Source organism: Pseudoalteromonas sp. (genome assembly GCF_041613455.1).
Classification (GTDB): Bacteria; Pseudomonadota; Gammaproteobacteria; order Enterobacterales; family Alteromonadaceae; genus Pseudoalteromonas.
In genome coordinates this window covers 1-6,542 of sequence record NZ_JBFJHD010000170.1, presented here as the reverse complement: position 1 = coordinate 6,542, position 6,542 = coordinate 1, and the positions used below count along the sequence as shown (strand labels likewise).

Here is a 6,542-nt window from a genome sequence, read left to right as displayed (position 1 = left end):
GTATCAGTTTACTGCAACAGCAGCAAGCCTTGCTTGATGAATACACCCAAGCAGACTTAGCACAGTGTTTAAATAGCCAGCAGGCATTACAGCTTAATGCACTTGCTGGCTTTTCTGCGGCACGGGTGGCTAATTTAGTACGGGCGTGGCTTGGGTTGTTTACCCACGTTTTACCCGCACAAAAGCAGCTTACAGAAATTATAAGCCAAGCGTTAACGGCAAAAACGGATGCGCAGCTGCTTATTCAGTTAGCACAAGGGCAACTACGCCGCCACCAAGCTCATCTTTACTTCGTTAAACCAACTAAGCCACTTAGCGATGCGCCACTTAATGGTGAGCAGCTAACCCTTGACGATGGCCGAGTGCTGAGCAAACAGCTAGGACAGGGGATAAGAGCGCCAACAGAGCATGAACACGTTACGGTACGCTTTGGCTGTAATAGCGCGCGGATAAAACCGTTAAATAAGCCTGGTAGTAATACCGTTAAACACTGGTTTAAAGACATTAAACTTGCCCCGTGGTTACGCAGCAGCGTGCCACTGATTTTTTATAATGATGATCTCGTGCAAGTGGTGGGGTATTTTATAAGTGCTGAACACAGTGCAGAGCAAGGCATTTATTGGGAGTGTAAAGTATGACTCAACAGCCGCATGTCGGTTTATCGCTAGTAAAAAAAGCGCCATTAGGGCTATTAGTCACGGCTATTATTGCCCTTATTGCGAATCTGATGTTGCCATTAGATATCACCACGTTAGGTTATGCGAATGCGGGTGGAGCACTTTGCGCCATCCTTTTGCTTGCATATTGGTTAGCTAAAGGCGGAGTGTTTTTTATGTTAGCTATTAGCGTGCCTTTGCTGTTAGTGGTGTTTACACCACTTGCCACGCTGGGGGCTTTAGTGAATTTAATCAGTGGTTTCTTTTTTGGTTTTTGTCTCGCATTACTTATTTATCAGCGATTCATGGCTAACAAGCGCTAAGCACTTAGCACTATGGCTTATAGTAAAAAGCAAAAAGCCTAGCGGGGGAGCTAGGCTTTTTGCGTTTAACGCATAGTGTTATCAATAGCGGCTTAATAGGCTCTGGCGCAATTACGGCCTGCGGCTTTGGCTTTATATAAGCCTTTATCGGCGCGCGAAAATACGTCGTTTTCGTTATCTTGGCTATCCGCCAAGGTAAAACCAATACTGCATGTTACTTGGTATTGCGCCATTAAGCTTGAATGCTTAACGCGGCGCATAATGCGTTCTGCGATCACTTTATTAGTGGTAAATTCAGGGTTTTCTATCAGTAATGCAAATTCATCACCGCCAAAGCGAAACACTGTATCAGTGCCACGAATACAGCTGATCAATACCTGAGCAAACTCTTTGAGCACATCATCGCCCACTTTATGACCATAGTTATCGTTAACTTGCTTAAAGTTGTCTAAATCAAACAGCATTAAACTAAACGGGCGCTGGAAACGGCGACAATTTTCAAGTTTCTGTAATAAAGTGTCATTAAATTGACTTCTATTACTTAACCCGGTGAGTGCATCTTTTGTCGCTAACTTTAACACGCGGTTGTAGCGCATTGCATTACGCAATGGGTAAACTAGCGCACTGTGCAGCTGTTTTAGTTTTTGCTCTATCGCTAAACTTAATGGGTATTGACTAAAATAGATTAGTTGCCCTAAGTGCTCATTTTCAACTGTTAAATCAAAAGAGTAAGATGCGTTGTTACTATTACAATCAGGTGTTTGCACTGAACCTAAAGGTGAATGCAATTGAATACCTGAAAAGTTGAGTAACTGTTTTGCAAACAAGGCATAAATAGCCAAAATATCTTCAATCACCAAACTGGTTTGTAACTTAGCGGTCAGCTCATGTGTTGCTGCACTGCCGTTTTTACTGTAATGCTCTGCTGAGAACGGCAAAAATTCGCCGCGCCCCGAAATACGTTGCGTCAAAATATGCACGTTTTCCATTTTACTCTCCCCCGAGTATCTACTTCTTTAATAGCAAGCGAATTTTATGCCACATTTAAAAATGACCATTAAATAGATGCTGCTATAGTTAAGTATGTCTGTTTTCTCGGCAACGGGGCTTTGCTTGCAAAATATTAATACGCAAATTTTTACCTTATTAGTGGCGGCCGTGTTATTTGTGTGGCTGTTTAAGCGGGCGGGGCTGCCGCCTATTTTGGCGTATTTGGCAACTGGTGTTTTAGCGGGCAACCAGAGTATTGGCTGGATGACACAAACTCACGAAATCGATTTAGTGGCCGAGCTGGGCATTGTATTTTTATTATTTAGTTTGGGGTTAGAGTTTTCTGTTTCGCGCCTAATGGCAATGCGTAATATTGTATTTGGTTTAGGCTCGTTGCAAGTGGTGGTGACCAGCGTACTGCTGATTATTATTTTATATTGCTTAAATTTTAGCTTACTTACCAGCTTTACCATTGGCACTATTTTAATGCTGTCTTCTACTGCGGTGGTGGTTAAATTATTAAAAGAAAGTGGTGAGCTTAATAAACGCCGAGGTCAATTGGCAGTGGGGGTATTGTTATTTCAAGATATCGCGGTGGTGCCGTTATTGATCATCCTACCGCTATTTGCCGCGAATAACTCGCAAAGTATTGGTTGGACATTATTTATAGCACTGAGTAAAGGCGCGTTTGTGTGTACCCTATTGTGGGCAATAGGTAAGTGGATACTGCCTAAAGTGTTTAACGAAATTGCACTGGTACGCACCGATGAACTGTTTGTACTGACCACACTGCTAGTGGCTTTATTTGCCGCTTTACTTACCTATGCGTTTGGCTTATCGATGGCATTAGGGGCTTTTTTAGCGGGTATGATGCTGGGGGAAAGTCATTACCGGCATCAGTTAGAGGCCGATATTAGGCCTTTTCGAGACATTTTAATGGGGTTATTTTTTGTTACCGTAGGGATGCAATTAAATGTTGCCTATGTGCTGCACAACGGCGTGTTGATTATTGCCGTGTTAGTCGGGCTGTTAATGTTAAAAATACTGGTGGTAGCGGTGAGTGCACAATTAATCGGCGAGCGCAAACAAGATGCGTTAGCGTGTGCGTTAATGCTGTGGCAAATGGGCGAGTTTGGCTTTGTGCTTATCGCGTTAGGTGCGCAGCATCAACTGTTGAGCAGTGAGCAAGTGTCGTTTTTAATTGCCTTAGCAGTACTTTCAATGGCATTTACCCCGTTGTTAATCGATAAAACCCCGGCTATTTTAAAGCGCTTAGGGGTATTAGATCGTGTCAGTATGGAACGAGACAGTGAGCCCAAAAGCAGCACCTTGTACGCCGATCATGTGGTTATTTGCGGCTTTTCTCGCGTCGGGCAAACAATTTCACGGTTTTTAAAACCCGAAGCAATTGATTACATCGCCATAGAAAGTAACCCTATTTTAGTGCACGAAGGCCGTGCTGCAGGAGATGCAGTGCTGTTTGGTGATGTAAATCAAAGCGATATTTTAAAATGTGCGGGCGTTGAGCGTGCTCGCTTAGTGATCATTACCTTTACCGAATTTGAACAAACCCAAAGGGTGATTGATGCCATAAAACACGTGGCACCCAAGGTAAAAATATTAATAAGAACCCGAGATGATAGCCAGCTAGAGCGCTTAAAGGAATTAGGGGTGACAGAAGTAGTGCCCGAAACACTGGAAGCGAGCCTAATGTTAGTGTCGCATGTATTGTCGATGTCGGGGGTACCTATGAGCCGCATTATTCGGCGTGTGAGCACCGAAAGGCATAACCGCTACCAGCTGTTGCAAAGCTTTTTTAGTGGCGAGCAATTAGACGAAGATAACCATGAGCGGCTCGAATATTTACACGCCTTAATGCTGCCCGATAAAGCCTATGCGGTAAATAAAGCGATTGCCACGCTTAACCTAGCCAAACGTAAAGTGTCGATAAAGGCGCTGCGGCGGCAAAATTGCGAAATAGCGTCGCCTTCGCAGCAAACGATATTGCTCGCCAACGATATTTTAGTGCTGCAAGGTAAGCCAAGGCGCATTGAACGTGCAGAGCACTATTTATTAGATGGCATAGAATAAATAGTGTGTTGTTACCCTGGCTGCTTTATGCACTCGGCCTATAGGGCTTAATCGAGCTCTAAAAACTTACGAATTTCAGGCAGTTTAGCCATGCCGTCGTCGTAGCCGATTTGCATTAAATGCTGAGTGTAGCGTTTCTCAAACAATAAATAGCTGGTTAAACTCGATTGAGAGTGTTTTTTTACACCAATAATTCTCAGTAACACTTTTATTGCCCACGGCATATCGTCATAGTACTGCGCCGCGATAGCATTAAAGTTTTGTGATGGGTTAATAATGCAGCTATCAATTTGCTTGAGTTCTTTATGCTTATGCTCAGGCAGTAAGCCGAGGGTGCGATTAATGCGGTCTAAGCGCTCTAAATCCGACTGCATGGTATCGGTAAATACGCTATCGAGTAAGTGACCTGCCACCGACGACAGCCCAGGGTAGTGAGCGGAGTAACCCGGCGGGTGTAACTCTTTGGGTTGCTCCACACCAATAATAAATATTTTTTCAGCCCCAAGGTGAATTGAGGGGCTTAATGGAGAAAGCTGATGTATTGAGCCGTCGCCAAAGTAATGGTTATAAATATTCACACTTGGAAACACCATTGGAATGGCACTGGATGCCATTAAATGCTCAACATTAATTCGTGCAGGGCGGCCTTCGCGTTTGGCCCGTTGCCAGGCTTGTTGGGTATTCGATTGAAAAAATGCCACAGAGTCGCCAGTGGTATAACTAGACGCCGTAATAGACACCGCTTCAAGGTAATCACGATGTAAGTTGCGCTCAATACGCGTTAAATCAAGTATCTCATTTAATAACTTACGCAGTGGGCGGTTATTTAATAAACTCGCAGGCGGATGGTTTATATGTTCTGACTGAAAACTAGTCAGAATATTACGTGCAATATGACCAAATACACTTAAAAAATCACTTTTATACACCATTGAGGTGGAAAAGTTTTTCCAAACCGTTTCGAGCTTGCGTATTGCCAAGTGGGCACACGATGCATAACACGCCAGCGCTGCGGAGTTTATCGCACCCGCAGAGGTGCCACTGATCACTCGAAAGGGCAACGGGGCTGTTCTTGGCATACTGTGGGCTAAGGCTTTAAGCACACCTACTTGGTAAGCCGCGCGTGCACCACCCCCAGTTAATAGAAGTGCTACTTTAGGTTTATTGGGATCAACTTGCTTGATTTTCATATAAGTGACTAAACTTGGTCTACGTCTTTGCTTTATTTATTAACTGTAAGTCTTTAAGCTAGAACAATCAAAGGATACCTTAGCTGCTTTAATAATTATTTACGGTAAGCTATGAATTTAATCCACTTTGAGTACTCTAAGTGGTTTTGCATTATAATTTTTATGGAGTTCGTATGTCAGATAAACCAACAGCGTCAGATGTTCAAAAACGTCCACCAAATAACAACTTACTGTTTGCTATTATTATTTTAATTATAATAGCGTGTGCGGCTGCCTTTGTATTACTAACCCCAAGCGATGATACACCAGCGCGCACTGAGGTTGAGCCGGTTATTAAAGAGCAACCTATGATGGAGCTCAAACCTGAAAACGATCCTGTGGTGGATGCCCCTTCGGTACTACCAGAAAGACCCGAAAATTATGAAAAACCAGCGGCAGCACCCACAGAGCCAGAGCCCGTTGTATTACCAGCACTCGATAACAGTGATGTTGTGGTGGTTGCGAACCTAGATGAATACTTAGGCGATGCGGCAATGAGTTTAATGATCACCGATGATGTGATCCGCCGTGGCGTGGTATTTATAGACAATCTTGCCAAAGGTAAAGTTGCCAAAAAACACACACCAGTTGTGCAACCGCAGGAAAAATTTAGCGTTTTAGAAGGGGATGTGTTAACGATTGATCCTAATAGCTATGAGCGTTACACCCCGTATGTGAAAGTACTGACTAGTATGAGCGCAGCGCAAGCAGTGCGTATGTTTGAGCAATATAAACCGTTAATCAATAATGCGTATAGCGAAATTGGTTACGGTGATAACGAGTTTACGCAAACACTCGAAGATGCGATTGATTTATTACTTGCCACGCCAGAGCCAGAAAGCGAGTTGCCCTTGCTACGCGATTCGGTTACTTACCAATATGCGTACTCTGAATGGGAGCAATTACCTGCGGCACAAAAACAGCTGTTACGTATGGGGCCAGAAAACATGCAGAAAGTAAAAACAGCACTACGCAATATAAAAGCCCAGTTAGCAAAGCAATAACTGCGCAAATAGCACACGAATACCGTGCGATTGTGTATTAACTGCGCAATCGCACTTTCTTTTTAGATTACCCCTTGAATAACACTGTAAAAGTAGCGATAATCTCTTCCGCGCCAACCAAGGCCCTCAATGGTAGTCTTATTGGTCCTCTCGCAACACTAGCAGGCGAACCTGGTCAGGCCCGGAAGGGAGCAGCCACAGTTTGTGACGTGTGTGCCGAGATGTGGCTGGTAAGACTGCCACCCAAAT

The 6,542-nt window shown here is 43.9% G+C and carries 6 protein-coding genes and 1 other RNA gene; 5 read left to right on the top strand and 2 right to left on the bottom strand.

Translation table 11 applies throughout. From position 1 onward, the window contains the following. A partial coding sequence (gene tilS, locus ABYB02_RS13175; protein WP_372762896.1) for a tRNA lysidine(34) synthetase TilS occupies positions 1–638 on the top strand: 638 nt, incomplete at its 5' end. Next, positions 635–979 (top strand): hypothetical protein, encoded by a 345-nt coding sequence (locus ABYB02_RS13170; RefSeq protein WP_372762895.1) that lies wholly within the window; start codon positions 635–637, stop codon positions 977–979. The genes tilS and ABYB02_RS13170, both read left to right, overlap by 4 nt. A gap of 92 nt (positions 980–1,071) precedes the next feature. Here ABYB02_RS13170 and ABYB02_RS13165 read toward each other — a convergent pair whose 3' ends face one another. Beyond that, entirely contained in the window at positions 1,072–1,968 is an 897-nt protein-coding gene (locus ABYB02_RS13165) for a GGDEF domain-containing protein (RefSeq protein ID WP_372762894.1), read from the bottom strand. Between the two features lie 124 nt (positions 1,969–2,092). Here ABYB02_RS13165 and ABYB02_RS13160 point away from each other — a divergent pair, with 124 nt between their 5' ends. Then, positions 2,093–4,060 (top strand): monovalent cation:proton antiporter-2 (CPA2) family protein, encoded by a 1,968-nt coding sequence (locus tag ABYB02_RS13160; protein ID WP_372762893.1) that lies wholly within the window; start codon positions 2,093–2,095, stop codon positions 4,058–4,060. 47 nt (positions 4,061–4,107) lie between these two features. On the opposite strand, the gene ABYB02_RS13155 is transcribed toward ABYB02_RS13160, so the two are convergent. After that, positions 4,108–5,250, bottom strand: coding sequence for a patatin-like phospholipase family protein (locus tag ABYB02_RS13155; RefSeq protein WP_372762892.1), 1,143 nt, complete (start codon positions 5,248–5,250; stop codon positions 4,108–4,110). Between the two features lie 173 nt (positions 5,251–5,423). Here ABYB02_RS13155 and ABYB02_RS13150 point away from each other — a divergent pair, with 173 nt between their 5' ends. Both ABYB02_RS13150 and ffs read left to right on the top strand, forming a co-directional pair. Continuing rightward, positions 5,424–6,293 carry a DUF3014 domain-containing protein gene (locus tag ABYB02_RS13150; protein ID WP_372762891.1) on the top strand — a complete coding sequence of 290 codons (870 nt, stop codon included), beginning with the start codon at positions 5,424–5,426 and terminating at the stop codon, positions 6,291–6,293. A gap of 139 nt (positions 6,294–6,432) precedes the next feature. Next, positions 6,433–6,529: signal recognition particle sRNA small type (gene ffs / locus ABYB02_RS13145), an RNA gene on the top strand. Positions 6,530–6,542: the final 13 nt, after the last annotated feature.

Excerpts from the sequence above, each read along its gene's own strand:
- ABYB02_RS13170 (WP_372762895.1), top strand. The coding sequence starts at position 635 with ATGACTCAACAGCCGCATGTCGGTTTATCGCTAGTAAAAAAAGCGCCA.
- ABYB02_RS13155 (WP_372762892.1), bottom strand. The coding sequence starts at position 5,250 with ATGAAAATCAAGCAAGTTGATCCCAATAAACCTAAAGTAGCACTTCTA.
- ABYB02_RS13150 (WP_372762891.1), top strand. The coding sequence starts at position 5,424 with ATGTCAGATAAACCAACAGCGTCAGATGTTCAAAAACGTCCACCAAAT.
- ABYB02_RS13165 (WP_372762894.1), bottom strand. The coding sequence starts at position 1,968 with ATGGAAAACGTGCATATTTTGACGCAACGTATTTCGGGGCGCGGCGAA.